This is a genomic window from Pseudomonas sp. FP1740 (assembly GCF_030687165.1).
Lineage (GTDB): Bacteria > Pseudomonadota > Gammaproteobacteria > Pseudomonadales > Pseudomonadaceae > Aquipseudomonas.
This window is the reverse complement of sequence record NZ_CP117461.1, coordinates 793,600-809,297: the sequence shown is the minus strand read 5'-3', so window position 1 is coordinate 809,297 and position 15,698 is coordinate 793,600. Positions and strand designations below refer to the sequence as shown.

Sequence of the window (15,698 nt, the reverse complement as noted above, 5' to 3'; positions counted from 1 at the left end):
GCAGCCTCGAGCCATCCCGCTACGCGCATCTTCAGATCAGTACTACCGCACCGCGGGCACACTACGAGCCACTCCCCCGGCATCAATGCATCGCTGCGCGGAGCGATGGTCTTCTTCCAGTTGCAGTCTTCACACTGCAGCGTGAAGGGCTTTGGCTTTATCGGCATGAATGCCTACTCCTGTAGAACGCTACCAAGCATTACTGCGCAACCGGTACCAACCCCTGCAGCAACTCCACCTTGCGCCGCAACTGCGCCACATGCTCCCGCTCTGCCCGCAACGCCGAGCGCAGCTCACGGTTCTCCATCTCCCAAATCTGCAACCAGCGCAAATCCCGCTGGCAATGCTCCACCTTTTTCCCAAGTTCGCCCAGCTTCAACCCCTGCTGAATCAGCACCAACAGGATGATCCCCATCGCTACCAATGCACCCGTCGCAACCACTTCCGGCATAGTCATGCTCATGTCCTTTGCTGCCCTCGATGTATTCCGAAGACCAGTCAAAGATATGTAATGTAAAATTACACGTCTAGAATGTAGACTTATACAGGTAAAGTAATCGCGCACATGGAGAGGGTATGAAACGCAAGCAATCCATCGAGCAGGTACGCTGGGACCTGGCACTTCGCTATCGTCTGATCGAAACCGTTGCCTGGTGGGAGGGCCGCCTGACCACGGGCCACCTGATGCAGAGCTTTGGCATCAGCCGCCAGCAGGCGTCGAAAGACATCAATACCTACATCACAGAACATGCGCCCGAAAACTTGACGTATGACAAGCAAATCAAGGGCTATGTACCGAGCGAGCAGTTCGAGCCGCGATTCATCGACAACAGCGCCAGCGCCTATCTGCACCTGCTTTACCAGAACAATGAACGTGCCCCGCACATTGACGGGCTGGCACTGGCTTATGCGCATACCAGAGTGCTGGAAGTGCCTGATCGGCCCATTCGGCCCGAAGTGCTGCGCCCCTTGCTCAAGGCCTGCCGTGAAGGCCTGCGCCTGGAAACCGAATATGTTTCCTTTAACACCCCCAACGTCGAGGTGCGCCTGATCGCACCGCACACGCTGGTCTACACCGGCATGCGCTGGCACGTGCGGGCCTACTGCGAAAAGAACGGCGAGTACCGCGACTTTGTCCTCAGCCGCCTGCGTGGGCAGCCAGACTTGCTCGACGCGTCGCCAAACACCCGCGAGCAGGACGAAGATTGGAATATAGAGGTGCCGATCATCTTCGAGCCTGATTGGCGGTTGAACGCGGCGCAGAAGGCAATTATCGAAACCGACTTCGGCATGACGCAGGGACAGTTGGTGGTCTCCAGCCGCCGGGCACTGGTGAAGTATGTGCTGCAGCGATATCAGATCGACCACCGCAACATGGCAATACTGCCTGAGGCCCAGCAATTGGTGGTGAGCAACCTCCAGGAACTGCAGCCGTGGTTGATGAAGTACTGACACTTAGCTCTTCGCAGCGTCAAGCGAGATAAACTGCGTGACTGCGCCAACCCGCTCGGCACGCAGCTTCTGCTCATTGTTTTGCTGATGCTGGACAGACTAGAAACGCCTGTTACGCCGTAGTGCTTTAGCGCAGTGGCTGTGCTTGGAACAAGGGTCGCCCGACAGTTGACGGCCGAGCTGGCTATCGGCAGGCTAGGAATACTTTTCGCAGTATTCCAATCGGTATTCCAGCTAAAAATACAAACAGGAATTCCCAATATTAATCAATATGTTACTAACCAAATTCAAATTACCCCGGCCCACCACTTCAACGAAAAAAGACGTCCACGGACGTCTTTTTTTGTGCCTGAAATCCATCAATGAAATCTGGTTCGCCCCTCTTGTGCGAGCCTATCCTCAAGCATTAACAAAGCCCGCCTTGCGCGGGCTTTGTTGCATCTGGGACTTTGTCTATCGCGTGCATGCTCAAGGCGCGGGGGCCAACGCCATATCAGCTCGCCCAACGCCCGGCACCTCGACGGGACTTGCACAGGCGACAAAATCCTCCTTGCGCAACAGCACCAACGCAATCAACGACACCACCCCCGTGCCTATGTAAAAGTACCAGGGCGACGTAATGTCTCCAGTCACCTTGATCAGCCAGGTAGAAATCAGCGGTGCGCTACCACCGAATACCGCCACCGGAATGTTGTACGCCACCGCGATACCGGTGGAGCGGATTCGGGTGGGCAACAACTCGCTCATTAATGCGTAAGTCGACGAGGCATACAGGCCGAACAGGATGGCCACCGCCATCAACGGGTAGATAAACGAAGCAGGCGTCGCCGTGGGGGCCGATTTGAAGAGCCAGAACATCGCCAGGGTGGCCAGGGTGCCGACCACCAACAGAAACGGCTTACGCCCGTTTCTATCCGTGAACGCACCGCCAAATGGCATGACGACTGCGGCCGATAAGCTGGTAACAAAGACGTAGAGCAAGGTCGTGCCGCTGTCGAACTTGAGAATGCTCGACATGTAGGTCGAAACAAAGGTCAGCACCAGATAGAAGATCGAGCTGTGCAGGGTAATGATGAAAAACACCAGGGCAATCGCCCGTTTCCACTGCCAGACTTCTCGCAGAGGCGCCTTGGAGGTCTCCCCCGCGCGCTGCAATGCCAGGAACTCGGGACTGTCTTCAAGCTTCAGGCGAATGTACATCGAGATCAGGCCCAGAGGCGCCGCAATCAAAAACGGAATGCGCCAACCCCAGGCTTGCATCAGGTCAGCGCCCATGACCCAAGTCATGCCGTTGGCCACGGCACCGCCCAGTAACAGTCCGAGCACCGCCGTTACCATCAACCAGCATGTGGCGAAGCCGCGTCGCCCAGGCCCGGCGTACTCGGAGATGAAGCTGGTGATGGTGCCGATTTCGCCGCCGGCCGAGAAGCCCTGTACACAGCGGATCAACACCAGAATGATCGGCGCTGCAATCCCTATCGAGGCATAGGTCGGCAGCAACCCCAGCAAGCAGGTCGAACCGGCCATCATCACCAGTACGGTGATCAGGGTTTTGCGCCGACCGATCTTGTCCGCCAGCGGACCGAAGAACAGCCCTCCCAGAGGCCGGATGAAAAAGCTCAAGGCAAAAGCCGCAAAACTGGCGAGCAGGCTGGTAGTCGGGTCATCAGAGACGAAGAACGCCTTGCCGATATAGACGGCGAGAAAACCATAGACGCCGTAGTCGTACCACTCGATCAGGTGGCCGGATGTTGCACCGATAAACGCCCGACGCCGTTGCCGGGCCGGGTTTTTCTGTTGAATGCCCACGTGAGGGACTCCTGTCTGATTTTATCCATGGGAAACACAACTCAGGGAACTGCAGTGCCGTTCGCGACCTCCTTCAACCAGAGGCGCAGCTCGGTCTTGAGGATCTTGCCGTAACTGTTCTTGGGCAGCTCCGTGCAAAATACGTACTTCTTCGGTTTTTTGAATGACGCCATGCGTTCGACGAACCATGCGTTGAGCAAAGATTCATCGAGCGATCCTGCTGTACGGGGAACGACGAACGCTACCACCATTTCCCCCCACTGCACATCTGGCTCGCCAACCACACAGACTTCAAATACTTCCGGGTGCTGCGACAACACTTCTTCTACTTCCCGAGGGTACACATTGCAGCCGCCGGAAATGATCACATCCTTGGAGCGATCGGTGAGCGTCAGATAACCCGCGTGATCAAGAAAGCCAATGTCGCCGGTTAACAGCCAGCCATCCACCAAGGTCTGGCGAGTCGCCGCGTCGTTGCGCCAGTAGCCTTGCATGACGGTGGGACCACGCACGGCGATTTCCCCTGACTGGCCGGGAAGCAACGGCCGGTGCTCAGGGTCCAGAATCCTGATCTCCATGCACGAATGTGCCCGCCCCACGGAAGCTGCCAGAGACGCCCAGTCGGGACGGTTTCGATCCGCGATCAACTCACGCGACAAAGCGCTGATCGTCATCGGGCTTTCCCCCTGACCGTAGATCTGCACCAGCCGCGCGCCAAAGGTCTCGACCGCTTCTTGCAGATCCTTCAGGTACATCGGCGCGCCACCGTAGACAATGGTTTTGATCCCGTCGCCGCCGTAGCCTTGGCGCCGAGCCTGTTCAACCATGCGCTTGACCATGGTTGGCGCGGCGAACAACATGAGATTGCGCAGTCCGCTCGCCAGTTCGAACAGCTCGTCGGCCTTGAAACCACGGGATTCGGGGACAACATGACGAGCCCCGCAACGAACATGGATAAAGTTGTAGAGGCCGGCGCCATGGGACATCGGGGCCGCGTACACCACTGCATCATCCGGACTGACCGGATCAACATCGAGCGGATAACACAGCGACATGGCCGTCAGGTTGCCGTGGGACAGCATCACCCCCTTGGATCGCCCGGTGGTGCCGGAGGTGTAGAACAGCCAGGCAAGGTCATCGGCATCACGAGAGCAAGGATCTTCCAACGTCGTCGCATCGAACGAAGCACACTCCACACTGACCGCTTCATTCAGTTCACAACAGCCCTGCGGCAACATCTCGGGCGAGAACACCTTACCGCCCTCGGTGAAGATCAGACGGGCTTGCGCATCGTTGGCGATCCAGCCAGCTTCAACAGCGTGCAGCTTGCAGTTGATCGGCACCGCGACCGCGCCAATCCACCAGATGCAATAGAGTAATTCGAGGTATTCGCAACTGTTCTTCATGAACAGCGCCACACGGTCGCCGGGCGCAATGCCGTGCTCGCCTATGAGCTGCGCGGCACGACTCCGGACATGAGCGGTAAACGTGGCGTAGTCGGCGACTTGCCGCTGCCCCTCAAATAACGCTGGACGTTCTGGCCAGCGTCGGCCGGCGTCGTTCAGCCAGTTGGCAATGTTCATGCTCAAGCCCTGTGAGCCTGAAGCACCGAGGCATAATTGGCGACCGCCATGCCACCCATGTTGAACAACAGACCGAACTCGGGGTTCGGCACGGCCAGGCCGACAGGCTCGCCCGTCAACTGCCAAAAGGCCATAGCGTGCATCGATACCCCCGTGGCGCCCACAGGATGCCCCTTGGCCTTGAGCCCGCCAGACAGGTTCACCGGCAAACGCCCGCCCGCCCGCACAGTACCGTCATCCAGCGCTCGGTGCCCCTCGCCTTTGGGGGCCAGGCCCATGGCTTCGTAGATCAGCAGTTCGGCAATGGTGAAACAGTCATGGACCTCGGCAAAACTCAGATCGCCCAAGGTGACATTAGCCCCGCGCAAAGCCGAATGGATCGCACGCCGTGGGCCTTCAAACGCGATGATGTCACGCTGGGCAATCGGCAGGAAATCGTTGACTTGAGCCACCGAGCGAATCAGCACCTCACGACGAAACTGGCTGGCTCGCCTGGACGAGGCCAGCACAATGGCGGCAGCCCCATCGCTGATCAGCGAACAGTCGGTCAGACGCAGCGCCTGCGCCACATACGGATTGGTTTTGGACACATTGTTGCAATGTTCGAAATCCATGACCCGGTGCATCTGCGCCAAGGGATTGGCCATGGCGTTGGAGTGGTTTTTGGTGGCGATGGCGGCCATCGATGCCATCGGGCACTGGTAGCGGTCACGGTACTGTTGCGCAGCCAGGCCGAACAACTGCGGAAAACTGAGCCCGGCCTCTTGGGCGTCGTTCTGATAACCGGCACCGGCCAGTGCCTTGGTGACCTCGGCTGTAGAGTTGGAAGTCATCTTCTCGGCGCCCACGATCAACACCAGCTCAGCAGAGCCTGAGAGGATCGCGTTGATCCCCGCGTGAATCGCCGCCGAGCCCGAGGCGCAGGCGTTTTCACAGCGGGTGGCAGGCTTGAAGCGCAAGCCTTCGTCGGCTTGCAGCATCAATGAAGCGGGAAAACCATCCGCAACCATCCCCGAATTGAAATGCCCGAGGAACAGGGCGTCGATTTCTGAGGCGTCGATGGCGGCATCCGCCAGGGCTTCGCGGGTAACCTGCACGATAAGGTCTTCCAGCGTAGAACCGTCCAGACGACCAAAACGGGAGTGAGCGGCAGCGACGATGGAAACGGAATGGGGCATGGTGATTTTCTTCTGTGCTTGGATCAGGTATTCATTACAATGACCTACCGCCCGGATCACTCGCTAGTTCGTACAACTACGTACTCGCATAAGTAACCGCACTGACCCACGGTATCGTTAGTAAGGGATTGTTAGTCAAGGCAGGATGCCCAATGACCGTCTTCGCAAAGCAACTCAAAGACCTTGAACGTCTGGCGTTCCAGGTGTCACCCGCCCCGCAGCTCATCACCGGCAACCGCGTGATGCTCGACTGCAACGAGGCATTTCTGGAGCTGTTCGGTTACGCTCGCGAGGAGCTTCTGGGTCATCTGACCCTGCTGATCTACCCCTCCCAGGCGGACTACAAGGCCATTGGCAACCGCAGCCAGAACTGGTTGCTCAACAGCCAGAGCGGCTCCTACTCCGATGAACGCTTCATGCAACATAAAAGCGGCGAGGTGTTCTGGGCCAGGTCCCACGGCTATACCCTGACTCTGGACGATCCGTTCAAACTGATGGTCTGGCACTTCGAACGCATGGACCGACCGCACTACGCGACGGTAAACCTCACGCCCCGCGAACGAGAAATCTCGATGCACATCGTCAATGGACTGACCTGCAAGGAAGTGGCAAAAAAACTGGCGATTTCCCACAGAACCGTGGAAGTCCATCGCGCACGCCTAATGAGAAAGCTACAGGCCAAGAACAGCGCGGAGCTGGTTTCGAAGATTATTGTTGTGAGTTGACGGGCAGGTAATAGAGAGAAGTTCTTTCATATAAGTCGGGAGGTCGAGATTCAAGGAAATACGTTCAGGGAACTTCCCGCAACCCGTAGCGGCTTCCATGAACTGGCGAACAACATTTCTGGAAGATGGTCTTCCCTCTTCGCTGCAACCCAGCGGACGGTTTTGACAGGCCGAAATAGCGTAGGGCCCCCTAAAACAATGGAACGCCCTTATGAAAAAGACCACCCGAAAGCCGCTTGAAAACCCAGCTACTTCAGAACCCGAAACCCTCGACCTGACCCGACTCTCCCAAGCCACCCAACGCGCCGTCAGCGCCCGCTTGAGATGTTGATCAATCGAGCGCTGGACAACCTCGATTCGCCCATGCCGGCGATCGAGCCCGTCTGCCACTGAGTGATCGCACTCGTTGATCGAATGGAGGTTTTGTCATGGATCGATACATGCCGATCACCGGCATCGACTGCACTATTGCGTCGCTGCTGATCGACACCGAAGCGGTGCCTTTTTTGTGGATTCGATTCAATGCGCTGTCGATGCATGACGAGTATCGTGTTTCTCAACCATGCCTTTTGCTACGGAACAGATGATGAACAAAAGCGTTTTATACGCCTTGGGTGCTGCAGCGCTGTTTGGTGCCAGTACACCGCTTGCCAAGGTCCTGGGGCTGAACGTTTCACCCGTCTTGCTCGCCGGTTTGCTTTACCTGGGAAGTGGCTTGGGTCTCACGGTCACCCGGCTGATCCGTGATCGCGGCTGGCAGCCTGTCGGTTTAACCATTTCCGAATGGCCATGGCTCATTGGCGCTATCGCGTTCGGCGGCGTGTTGGGGCCGGTGTCTTTAATGTTTGGCCTTACCCTCACATCAGCTACCACTGCTTCGCTGTTGCTAAACCTTGAGGCGGTGTTGACCGCCCTGCTTGCCTGGATGGTGTTCAAGGAGAACGCCGACCGGCGGATCGTCGCTGGAATGATCGCAATCGTTGCCGGTGGCGTGCTCTTGGGTTGGCCTCAAACTTCCGCAGGGATCCATGGTTGGGTTGGCCCGGTCGCCGTGGCGATTGCCTGTTTCTGTTGGGCCATCGATAACAACCTTACCCGGAAGGTTTCCGCATCGGATGCATTGTTTATCGCTGGCATCAAAGGATTGGTCGCCGGGGTCGTCAACTGCGCTTTGGGGATAGCTCTTGGCATGCATCTCCCTGAATTGTCTCTATTGGGGCCAACGCTACTGGTAGGCTTTTTGGGCTACGGCGTTAGCCTGGTGCTATTCGTTTTGGCTTTGCGGGGGCTTGGCACCGCGCGCACAGGTGCGTACTTCTCTACTGCACCGTTCCTGGGGGCCGCTATTTCGATCCTGTTGTTAGGCGAAGCGGTGACGTGGGTGTTTTGGGTGGCTGCCGGCCTGATGGGGGTTGGCGTCTGGATACACCTGACCGAAAGCCATTCTCACGAGCACCAACACGATCCGCAAACACATGACCATCCGCATATTCACGATGAACACCATCAACATGAACATGCCTTTGAGTGGGACGGCACTGAACCTCATAGCCATTTACACGACCACGCGCCCATCAAACACAGTCATCCGCACTTTCCCGATATCCATCACAGGCACCAACACTGAGCGACTGACACGATGTGGCAGTTGCTCAGGGCCAACAGTAGTAAAAAAGGATTTCTCTGACAGATTAGAACCACGTCATCCTGGGAATTTTCCTGCAACCCGTAGCGACTGCCATGAACTGGTGAACAACATTTCTGAAAGATAGTCTTCACCCTTCGCTGCGACCCTGCGGATGGTTTTAACAAGCCGAAATCACGTAAGGATCCCCAAACCAATGGAACGCCCTTATGAAAAAGATCACCCGAATCCCACTGAAAAATACGGCCATTTCACAACCTGAAACCCTCGACCCGACCCAACAACCCAAAACCACCGAACGCGCCGTCAGCGCCCGCCGGCGCAACCTGAACAGGAACATCTTCAGCGTCCGCCCCGACGTCGACATGCCCACCCTGCTCGCTCACGCCAGCGAAACCCTGGCGTCCCTCAACGTCATGACGCTGGACTTTGCCGACCGACTCGAAGGCCCACAGCGCAATGTGGCACTGGCGCTTCAGCAGTTGACGATGCTGACCGAGCTTTTGGTCAACCGGGCGAAGGATAACCTTGATCCGAACGCGTCGGTGGCCGTGGGAGAGCCTCCCGTTCTTCACTGAGTGATCGCGCTCGTTGATCGAATGGAGTCTTTACCGCTCCCCCAACACAAAAAGGCACCTGACGAGAATATCGCAGGTGCCTTTTTGGGCTTTGAATGGGTAGAGATGTTCTGTATACGTGACAATTGAAGCTGAATGTTACTTATACGAGACAATGCAGTTTCATTTCATACCTTTGGTAAAGCTACGAACGAGCGACTGAAGCCATCCATCCACATGAATTTTTCTTCACCCCACCGCCTCCCTCCAACCTGTACATTCCCCTCGCTCATTCAAGAAACTACGGTTTGCCCGCCCTCCCGCGGGCTTTTTTTTGCCTGCGATTTGGTTAGCGGTCGGTTCCAGTGACTGCTCCATCATCATTTCAACCGATACAAATACGTATCCTGCGCCTCATGCGGCTGCAAACGAGGCCTCTGATAACACCGTCTGATCAAACCAAACCCGGCCGCTTCGGCCAGCCGCTGGCTCGCCACATTGGCCGAGGCGATGGTCAGGTAAAACGTGAAACCGGGCGTGCTTTTGATCAACGCTTCAAGCGCCGTGCGCATATAGCCCTTGCCCGAATACTCGGTATTGACCCAATAGCCGACCAGATACCGGTTGCGACGACGGGGCTTCAAGCCAATGCAGCCGATGATCGCGTGCGCGGCATCGTCGACAATAAACAGCCGCCGCTCACCGGTTTCGCTTTTGAATTCCTCGACTGCCCGCGCGAGGAACGATCGAGCCTCGTCCTCGGTGGTGTAGGGTTTGGCCCAGGACAGAAATTTGGAGTGGACTGTAAAACTGGCGTTCAGCGCATGCTGCAACGCTTTACACCATTCGGGGTCGGGGGCGCTCAATCTCAATGTGTGAGTGCCAACTGTCAGCGCAAGCTCCAATGCATCATCCTTAACTACAAACTCCGCGACGTCAGACAATAACAGCGCGTGGAAGGACGCTGCTACTCAGATCGCCCCCGTTGGTGCGGCCCCAACATCGCCCGTCACCTCGCGCAGGCCGTTCATGTTTCGTTAAGCATTCAGCTCATATGCTTGAACTTCCCGGTCCCCTGCTCGGTTAGCCAGAAGCTCATGTCACGTCCCGCCTCTTCATTGTTCCTGCTCGCCGCCCTGCTGTTTTTCTTCGCCCTAAGCAATCACCAATTACAAGGTTCCACGGAGGCCCGGGTGGCCGGAATTGCCATGGAGATGCACCTGGATCACGACTGGGTGACCCCGCATTTGTTCGGCGAGCCATTTCTTGAAAAACCGCCCTTGAGCTTGTGGCTCGACGCCGGGGCGATTCGCGCATTCGGCGGTACGCCGTGGGCGGTGCGGCTGGCGTCGGCGTTTGCCGGGTTGTTCAGCGTGATGTTGCTGTACGCGATGCTGCGGCGGTTCGACCGGCCCAAGGTTATTGCCTGGACGGCTGGGATTTTGCTGGCGACCATGGCCAGTTACTGGAGCAACACGCGCAGCGTCGGCGAAGACGCGTTGCTGGCCTTCGGCGTGAGCATGGCGCTGCTGGCGTTTTTTCAGGGGACACAGCACTCGACTGCCGGCAATGCCCTGCTGTTTGCATCAGGGATCGCCATCGCGACCTTGAGCAAAGGCGTACTGGGGCTGGCGATGCCGGGGGTGGTGATCTTCGTGTATCTGCTGGCCGGAACCCTGATGGACAAGCGCCTGAAGCCCTCGGACTGGCTGCGCCCCGGCGTGTTGACACTGTTGGGATTGGTGCCGCTGATGATCTGGCTCGCGGTGCTGTATCAGCGCGATGGTGTGCATGCCGTGGGGGAAGTGTTGCTGACCAACAGTGTCGGGCGCTTCAGCGGCTCCTTCGTCGAGGCCGGGCATTACGAACCGTTCTACTACTACCTGGCCAAGCTGCCGGAGGCCTTCGCGCCCTGGAACATTCTGGTGTACCTGGGGCTGTGGCACTTTCGCAAAAGCCTGATGGCCAATCGTTACCTGTTGTTCTTCACGGTGTGGCTGCTGGCGCAGTTCATCATGCTGACTCTGGCGTCGAGCAAACGCACGGTGTACCTGATGTCCATGACGCCGGCGGCGGCGGTGATTGCCGCGGAGTATGCGAGCGTGCTGTTCGAGCGGCTTCAAGCCTACTCCGGTGCGTCGACCTTGCCGGGGCTGATTGTCCGGCATCGTCGTGGTGTAGGCGTTGGCATACTGGCCGTGGTGATCGGCAGCTACGTTGCTGCGGCTCAATGGGCACTGCCTCACGCCGATCGCACACTGTCCTTCCTGCCGCTGACCGAACAGATTCAGGCATTTCAGGCTAGCGGACAGCAGGTCGCGTTGTTTCAGGCCAACGAGCGGGAGGGCGGCGCCAGCGTGTTCTACACCCGGCGCGTACTCAAAGGCCTGGATACCGAGGCGCAATTGCATGAGTTTCTGAGTGCCTCACCGGCTAATGTGGCACTCATGTCTGGTGTAAATGAACCCGCCGCGCCCTTAAAGGTGATCAAGACAATGACGGTGGGGCGTCAGGCTTACTACTTTGTAACCCTGTAAACGGCTCAGCGATGGGCAGCTCAGCCTTTTGCAGCACCGGCAGCTCCAGTCGCGCCCGCCCATAGAACGCCAATGCCGTCAGTAAACACGTCAGCCACACGAAGATCCCGGCCCAAAAGGTGTGGGACATGTAGTGCCAGCCTTGCAGGACCCGTGTCGTGCCGTAGACGAAACCGAGCAGCAGCGAGCCGTACATCATCGCTTTAGCGTACCGCCAGCGGTAGCGGCGAGCCACGAAGTACAGCGCGAGCATGGTGAAGCCACCCGACGCATGCCCACCCGGCCAGCAGCGACCGTCACCGGCTTCTTTCAGCAGGTCAAAATTCTGGTACCACTCCTTGTGCTCGATTTTCCCGGCGTACTGAGTGGTTTCAACCGGGCAATACACACTGGTGTGGCTCTTGAGGTAGTGGATAACGCCGGTGCTGATGGAAAACGCGAACACCACATACAGGAAGTCCCGGCGGTGTTTACTGGCGAACCGAAGCACGGGCGCGACTTTGACCTTTTCCAGGAAAGCGATGATCTTCGAATGTTTTTCAGCCTTCAGTCGCGGCCAGAGAAATGACAGCAAGGCACCGATGATCGCGACCTCACCAGTCCAGTTCGGGATGATTCGCGCCCATTTATGGGTGATCTGCTCGAACAGACGGACATGGTCCAACGGAAACAGCCGGGTAGCCGGGTCATAAAAAAGATCGCTGAAAGCGATGTCGATTTTGGTCATGTCAAACATCAGGAACACCACTACCGCGCAGGCCAGCGGAATACCAAAGTTCACCCAGTAAAAGCGGTAACGGGAAGAAGTCAGCATCGTACGTCCAGATCCAGAGGGATGAAGAAGAAGCTCATTCGGTGGTCACCGAATGCCAGTCAGAGGCTTCGATGGAACCCAGCATGCGAGGTTCCTGAGGTTTTTCAGCGGAGATAAACAGAGAAGCGCCGTAGCCTAGAGTAGCAGTCGGCAGCTTGAGCTCTTTTTCGAGTTCCGACATGCACTCACTATGAGTCACCAGAATCAGGTTGCGCCCGGCCACTTTGTGCGCCAGAGCATCACGTAACATGCTGCCCCGGCAGTTGATCAACCAGTCTTCGCCGACGCCAACCTTGTTGAACATATAACTGGAGGTCTGTGCCGCACGGATGATCGGACTGTTATAGATATCGGCCTTGTTCAGGCCCAGATGTTCAAACTGCGCACCGACCCCCACTGCCACACTGCGCGAGCGATCTGTAATGCCATCATTGCCAATCAGACAGGCGGCGGTGGAGTGATCGCAACGCTCAACGTGACGCACCAGCACGATCATGTCGCCCTTGGCCCAACCCGCAGCCAGCGCACGGGCACCCGCCACATTGCCATGGGACAGATCGGGCACAGCCGCAGGCCGCAACAGCCACACGGTCAGCGGAATCACCAGCAGCAGCGAGGCCACGATGACCGCGGTGTTTCGATAACGGGCCAAACGGCTCAGATCGATCGAGCGTTTTATCCCGAACAGACTCAGTCTCAATTCCACATCAAACCGCCTCGCCGGCAAGCGTCAGCATCATTCAAAACGGCAAGAGTAGAGATCCTCGCGTCGGCTGCTGGTGAAACCCATGTGAAAAAAAGCTTAAGACCTGCCTAAAACCTTGTTACAGAATCCATCCGACAAAATCCTTTCAGCTCCCGGGATTGCGGCCGATACATACCTGCTACACACCTTGCTGGCTCCCAAAAACAAAAATCTTCCAGCCAACCGACGATCGAAAGCGCAACGTTCCTGGAGGAATTTGATGAATAGCTGGTTCGGCAACATCAGCGTGAACCTGAAACTGGGCCTGGGATTTGGCCTGGTCCTGGCACTGACCTGCATCCTCGCCCTGACCGGCTGGACCAGCCTGGGCGGGTTGATTGACCGCAGCAACTGGATGAGCGACATCACTCAGCTCAATGCCGGCCTGACCAAGCTGCGCGTGGTTCGCTTGCAATACATGCTGACCAACGGCGACGAAACCGCCGCACAGAATGTGCAAACCACCCTGGACAGTTTTGTTGCTCAGCAAACCGCTCTGCTAGGCAGCTTCAAAAACCCTGAAAACGTCAAAATGCTCAAAGAGCAGGCCGCGACCATCGCCGCTTATCAGACGTCGCTGAACAAAATGCGCAGCGCCTACCGCACCGGCAACAGCGCCCGCGAAGCCATGGCAGCCAACGCCGAAACCGCTAGTAAGCTGATCGATGCGATCAATATCCGTGTGCAGCAAATGCCCTTGAGCGATCAGCGCTTCGAACAGTTCCTGGCCATCACCGCCGCCAAGGAAGCGTTCATTCTTGCCCGCTATGAAGTGCGCGGCTACACCGCTAACACCAATGCCGAGACCGAGCAAAAGGCCGTTTCCCAACTGGATGCGGCCATCGCCAGCCTGAAGTCGCTGAACGCGCATTTCGCCGAGACCCAACAAGATGCGCTGCGTCAGTTGGAAACCGCCCTGAGCAACTACCGCAGTGCCTTGCAAGCCTATAAAGCCGCAAACACCGATGCGGTGCAGGCGCGTAAGGAAATGACCGATCAGGGCGCCGCCATCGTGACCCTGAGCGATAAGCTGTATCAATTCCAGCTCGACCGCCGTGATGCCGAAAGCGCCCAGGCCCGCACACTGCAATTGATCAGCACCTTGCTGGCGTTGCTGGTGGGCATCATCGCCGCCGTGGTCATCACCCGTCAGATCACCGGTCCGTTGCGCGATACCCTTAAAGTGGTCGAGCGTATCGCCGGTGGTGACTTGTCTCAGGACATCAAAGTCACCCGCCGCGACGAACTCGGCGTGTTGCAGCAAGGCATTGCGCGCATGGGCGTGACCCTGCGGGATTTGATCAGCGGCATCCGCGATGGCGTCACCCAGATCGCCAGCGCCGCCGAAGAACTGTCGGCAGTGACCGAACAGACCAGCGCGGGTGTGAACAGCCAGAAAGTGGAAACCGATCAGGTCGCCACCGCCATGCACGAAATGACGGCCACCGTGCAGGAAGTCGCGCGCAACGCCGAAGAAGCCTCTCAGGCCGCAGCCGCCGCTGACGGTGAAGCTCGCGAAGGTGACAAAGTGGTCAACGAAGCCATCGCCCAGATCGAGCGCCTGGCCAGCGAAGTGGTGCGTTCCACTGAAGCGATGAGCGTACTGCAGCAGGAAAGCGACAAGATCGGCAGCGTCATGGATGTGATCAAAGCCGTGGCCGAGCAGACCAACCTGCTGGCCCTCAACGCTGCCATCGAAGCGGCCCGTGCCGGTGAGGCTGGTCGTGGTTTTGCGGTGGTGGCTGACGAAGTCCGTGGCCTGGCCCAGCGCACACAGAAATCCACCGAAGAAATCGAAGGCCTGGTGGCCGGCTTGCAGAACGGCACTCAACAAGTGGCGGCGGTGATGAACAACAGCCGTACCCTGACCGACAGCAGCGTGGCGCTGACTCGCAAGGCCGGCGTATCACTGGAAAACATCACCCGCACGGTGTCCAACATTCAGTCAATGAACCAGCAGATCGCTGCCGCCGCCGAGCAACAAAGCGCCGTGGCCGAGGAGATCAGCCGCAGCATCATCAACGTACGCGACGTGTCCGAACAGACCGCCACCGCCAGCGACGAAACCGCTGCGTCCAGTGTTGAACTGGCGCGGTTGGGCAATCAGTTGCAGATGATGGTGAGTCACTTCCGGGTGTGACATACACTTTGTGGTGAATGATCAATCGCCTTCGCGGGCAAGCCTGTAGCGGTCCAGTTTTTTAGACCAATCTGTGGAGCGAGGCTTGCCCGCGAATGCTATCTAACGCTTAGACACTAATCGCATTGGTAAACACCAACCGATTGCCAAACGGGTCGGCCACGGTCATGTCCTGGCTACCCCATGGCATGGCCTGGATCTGTGGCCGAGCGAAAGAATATTCCTTGGCCAGCAATTGCTGCCGGAACGCCTCCAGCTCATCAGTCTCGATGCGCAGGGCTGAGCCCGGTGTCGCGTCGCCATGGTGTTCGGAGAGGTGTAGCACGCATTCGCCACGGGAGATTTGCAGGTACAGCGGGAGGTTCGCCTCGAAGCGGTGCTGCCAATCAATCTTGAACCCCAGAAACTCGACGTAGAACTCCAAAGCCTTGGTTTCATCGAAAATCCGCAGGATCGGGGTGGTTTTGCCGAAACTCATAGGGTAACTCCCTGACTGAAAGAGCCCAGTGTGGC

At 57.6% G+C, this 15,698-nt stretch carries 15 protein-coding genes; 7 read left to right on the top strand and 8 right to left on the bottom strand.

Annotation, left to right across the window (positions count from 1 at the left end):
• Window positions 1–199: 199 nt before the first annotated feature.
• Window positions 200–457, bottom strand: coding sequence for a hypothetical protein (locus PSH69_RS03530; RefSeq protein WP_305411067.1), 258 nt, complete (start codon window positions 455–457; stop codon window positions 200–202).
• A gap of 119 nt (window positions 458–576) precedes the next feature.
• On the opposite strand from PSH69_RS03530, the gene PSH69_RS03525 reads away from it, so the two are divergent.
• A complete protein-coding gene (locus PSH69_RS03525; protein ID WP_305411066.1) occupies window positions 577–1,452 on the top strand; it encodes a WYL domain-containing protein in 876 nt (291 codons plus the stop codon).
• A gap of 468 nt (window positions 1,453–1,920) precedes the next feature.
• Here the strand turns inward: PSH69_RS03525 and PSH69_RS03520 are convergent, their stop codons facing one another.
• Genes PSH69_RS03520 through PSH69_RS03510 form a run of 3 tightly spaced genes read right to left on the bottom strand, consistent with a single transcriptional unit; the run spans window position 1,921 to window position 6,022 of the window.
• Complete coding sequence (locus tag PSH69_RS03520) at window positions 1,921–3,261, bottom strand: MFS transporter (protein WP_305411064.1); 1,341 nt, start codon at window positions 3,259–3,261, stop codon at window positions 1,921–1,923.
• A gap of 41 nt (window positions 3,262–3,302) precedes the next feature.
• Window positions 3,303–4,844, bottom strand: coding sequence for a class I adenylate-forming enzyme family protein (locus tag PSH69_RS03515; RefSeq protein WP_305411063.1), 1,542 nt, complete (start codon window positions 4,842–4,844; stop codon window positions 3,303–3,305).
• Between the two features lie 2 nt (window positions 4,845–4,846).
• Window positions 4,847–6,022 (bottom strand): acetyl-CoA acetyltransferase, encoded by a 1,176-nt coding sequence (locus PSH69_RS03510; protein WP_028939923.1) that lies wholly within the window; start codon window positions 6,020–6,022, stop codon window positions 4,847–4,849.
• Window positions 6,023–6,174: 152 nt separating this feature from the next.
• On the opposite strand from PSH69_RS03510, the gene PSH69_RS03505 reads away from it, so the two are divergent.
• The 4 genes from PSH69_RS03505 to PSH69_RS03490 all read left to right on the top strand — a co-directional run bounded on the left by PSH69_RS03505 (window position 6,175) and on the right by PSH69_RS03490 (window position 8,970).
• Window positions 6,175–6,747: a LuxR C-terminal-related transcriptional regulator gene (locus PSH69_RS03505; RefSeq protein ID WP_305411062.1), complete on the top strand. Its 573-nt coding sequence runs from the start codon at window positions 6,175–6,177 to the stop codon at window positions 6,745–6,747.
• 428 nt (window positions 6,748–7,175) lie between these two features.
• On the top strand, window positions 7,176–7,334 hold the full coding sequence (locus PSH69_RS03500) for a hypothetical protein (protein ID WP_305412909.1): 159 nt from the start codon (window positions 7,176–7,178) through the stop codon (window positions 7,332–7,334).
• Window positions 7,334–8,374, top strand: a complete 1,041-nt coding sequence (locus tag PSH69_RS03495) for a DMT family transporter (protein ID WP_290371283.1) — start codon at window positions 7,334–7,336, stop codon at window positions 8,372–8,374. The genes PSH69_RS03500 and PSH69_RS03495 overlap by 1 nt, the downstream gene beginning before the upstream one ends.
• 227 nt (window positions 8,375–8,601) lie before the next feature.
• Entirely contained in the window at window positions 8,602–8,970 is a 369-nt protein-coding gene (locus tag PSH69_RS03490; RefSeq protein ID WP_305411061.1) for a DUF6124 family protein, read from the top strand.
• Window positions 8,971–9,329: 359 nt separating this feature from the next.
• Here PSH69_RS03490 and PSH69_RS03485 read toward each other — a convergent pair whose 3' ends face one another.
• Complete coding sequence (locus PSH69_RS03485) at window positions 9,330–9,854, bottom strand: GNAT family N-acetyltransferase (RefSeq protein WP_305411060.1); 525 nt, start codon at window positions 9,852–9,854, stop codon at window positions 9,330–9,332.
• 192 nt (window positions 9,855–10,046) lie between these two features.
• On the opposite strand from PSH69_RS03485, the gene PSH69_RS03480 reads away from it, so the two are divergent.
• A complete protein-coding gene (locus PSH69_RS03480; protein ID WP_305411059.1) occupies window positions 10,047–11,486 on the top strand; it encodes a glycosyltransferase family 39 protein in 1,440 nt (479 codons plus the stop codon).
• Here PSH69_RS03480 and PSH69_RS03475 read toward each other — a convergent pair.
• Together PSH69_RS03475 and PSH69_RS03470 are read right to left on the bottom strand one after the other, a co-directional pair.
• On the bottom strand, window positions 11,437–12,300 hold the full coding sequence (locus PSH69_RS03475; protein WP_305411058.1) for a phosphatase PAP2 family protein: 864 nt from the start codon (window positions 12,298–12,300) through the stop codon (window positions 11,437–11,439). The two genes, PSH69_RS03480 and PSH69_RS03475, sit on opposite strands and share 50 nt — an antisense overlap.
• A 34-nt stretch (window positions 12,301–12,334) precedes the next feature.
• On the bottom strand, window positions 12,335–13,006 hold the full coding sequence (locus PSH69_RS03470) for a histidine phosphatase family protein (RefSeq protein WP_305411056.1): 672 nt from the start codon (window positions 13,004–13,006) through the stop codon (window positions 12,335–12,337).
• A 259-nt stretch (window positions 13,007–13,265) separates the two neighbouring features.
• On the opposite strand from PSH69_RS03470, the gene PSH69_RS03465 reads away from it, so the two are divergent.
• Window positions 13,266–15,185: a methyl-accepting chemotaxis protein gene (locus PSH69_RS03465; protein WP_305411055.1), complete on the top strand. Its 1,920-nt coding sequence runs from the start codon at window positions 13,266–13,268 to the stop codon at window positions 15,183–15,185.
• A 109-nt stretch (window positions 15,186–15,294) separates the two neighbouring features.
• Here PSH69_RS03465 and PSH69_RS03460 read toward each other — a convergent pair whose 3' ends face one another.
• On the bottom strand, window positions 15,295–15,663 hold the full coding sequence (locus PSH69_RS03460; RefSeq protein ID WP_305411054.1) for a glyoxalase superfamily protein: 369 nt from the start codon (window positions 15,661–15,663) through the stop codon (window positions 15,295–15,297).
• Window positions 15,664–15,698 lie beyond the last annotated feature (35 nt).

Excerpts from the sequence above, each read along its gene's own strand:
- PSH69_RS03530 (WP_305411067.1), bottom strand. The coding sequence starts at position 457 with ATGACTATGCCGGAAGTGGTTGCGACGGGTGCATTGGTAGCGATGGGG.
- PSH69_RS03525 (WP_305411066.1), top strand. The coding sequence starts at position 577 with ATGAAACGCAAGCAATCCATCGAGCAGGTACGCTGGGACCTGGCACTT.
- PSH69_RS03515 (WP_305411063.1), bottom strand. The coding sequence starts at position 4,844 with ATGAACATTGCCAACTGGCTGAACGACGCCGGCCGACGCTGGCCAGAA.
- PSH69_RS03510 (WP_028939923.1), bottom strand. The coding sequence starts at position 6,022 with ATGCCCCATTCCGTTTCCATCGTCGCTGCCGCTCACTCCCGTTTTGGT.
- PSH69_RS03505 (WP_305411062.1), top strand. The coding sequence starts at position 6,175 with ATGACCGTCTTCGCAAAGCAACTCAAAGACCTTGAACGTCTGGCGTTC.
- PSH69_RS03500 (WP_305412909.1), top strand. The coding sequence starts at position 7,176 with ATGGATCGATACATGCCGATCACCGGCATCGACTGCACTATTGCGTCG.
- PSH69_RS03495 (WP_290371283.1), top strand. The coding sequence starts at position 7,334 with ATGAACAAAAGCGTTTTATACGCCTTGGGTGCTGCAGCGCTGTTTGGT.
- PSH69_RS03490 (WP_305411061.1), top strand. The coding sequence starts at position 8,602 with ATGAAAAAGATCACCCGAATCCCACTGAAAAATACGGCCATTTCACAA.
- PSH69_RS03480 (WP_305411059.1), top strand. The coding sequence starts at position 10,047 with ATGTCACGTCCCGCCTCTTCATTGTTCCTGCTCGCCGCCCTGCTGTTT.
- PSH69_RS03475 (WP_305411058.1), bottom strand. The coding sequence starts at position 12,300 with ATGCTGACTTCTTCCCGTTACCGCTTTTACTGGGTGAACTTTGGTATT.
- PSH69_RS03465 (WP_305411055.1), top strand. The coding sequence starts at position 13,266 with ATGAATAGCTGGTTCGGCAACATCAGCGTGAACCTGAAACTGGGCCTG.
- PSH69_RS03460 (WP_305411054.1), bottom strand. The coding sequence starts at position 15,663 with ATGAGTTTCGGCAAAACCACCCCGATCCTGCGGATTTTCGATGAAACC.